This is a genomic window from Mesorhizobium sp. M7A.F.Ca.CA.002.04.1.1, assembly GCF_004022805.1.
Classification (GTDB): domain Bacteria; phylum Pseudomonadota; class Alphaproteobacteria; order Rhizobiales; family Rhizobiaceae; genus Mesorhizobium; species Mesorhizobium ciceri.
The window spans coordinates 1-634 of record NZ_RZPL01001245.1; the positions used below are offsets into that span (position 1 = coordinate 1).

At 66.2% G+C, this 634-nt stretch carries 1 protein-coding gene; it reads left to right on the plus strand.

All coding sequences use genetic code 11. The features are described 5' to 3' along the window. Positions 1–19: 19 nt before the first annotated feature. The coding region (locus tag ENZ75_RS33595) for a histidinol dehydrogenase (protein ID WP_206617188.1) at positions 20–634 on the plus strand (615 nt) is incomplete at its 3' end.

A 634-nucleotide genomic window follows, 5' to 3' on the forward strand; every position in this document is an offset into this window, starting at 1 on the left:
CACAAGGCCTGAGCGTCCGATGGCCATCACGCTTCGTCAGTCCGATGCCGATTTCGAGCAACGTTTCGCCGCCTTCCTCACGACCAAGCGGGAGGTCTCCGCCGATGTCGATGCCGCGGTGCGCGACATCATCGCGCGCGTGCGCGCCGAGGGCGACGCGGCACTGATCGACTATACGCGGAAATTCGATCGCGCCGATTTGACCGGCCTCGGCATTGCCGTGTCTAAGGAAGACATCGCAACCGCCTACGAAACGGCCGACCCAAAGACGATCGAGGCGCTGGAGTTCGCGCGCGACCGCATCCGCTCGCATCATGAACGGCAGCGGCCGAAGGACGATCGCTATACAGATGCCGCCGGCGTCGAGCTCGGCTGGCGTTGGACGGCGATCGAGGCCGTCGGGCTCTATGTGCCGGGCGGTACGGCGAGCTATCCGAGCTCGGTGCTGATGAACGCCGTGCCGGCCAGAGTGGCCGGCGTCGAGCGCATCGTCATGGTCGTGCCGGCGCCGGGCGGCATCATCAATCCGCTGGTGCTGGTGGCAGCGGACATATCAGGCGTGTCCGAAATCTACCGCGTCGGCGGCGCGCAGGCGATCGCCGCCCTCGCCTATGGCACCGAGACAATCCCTGTC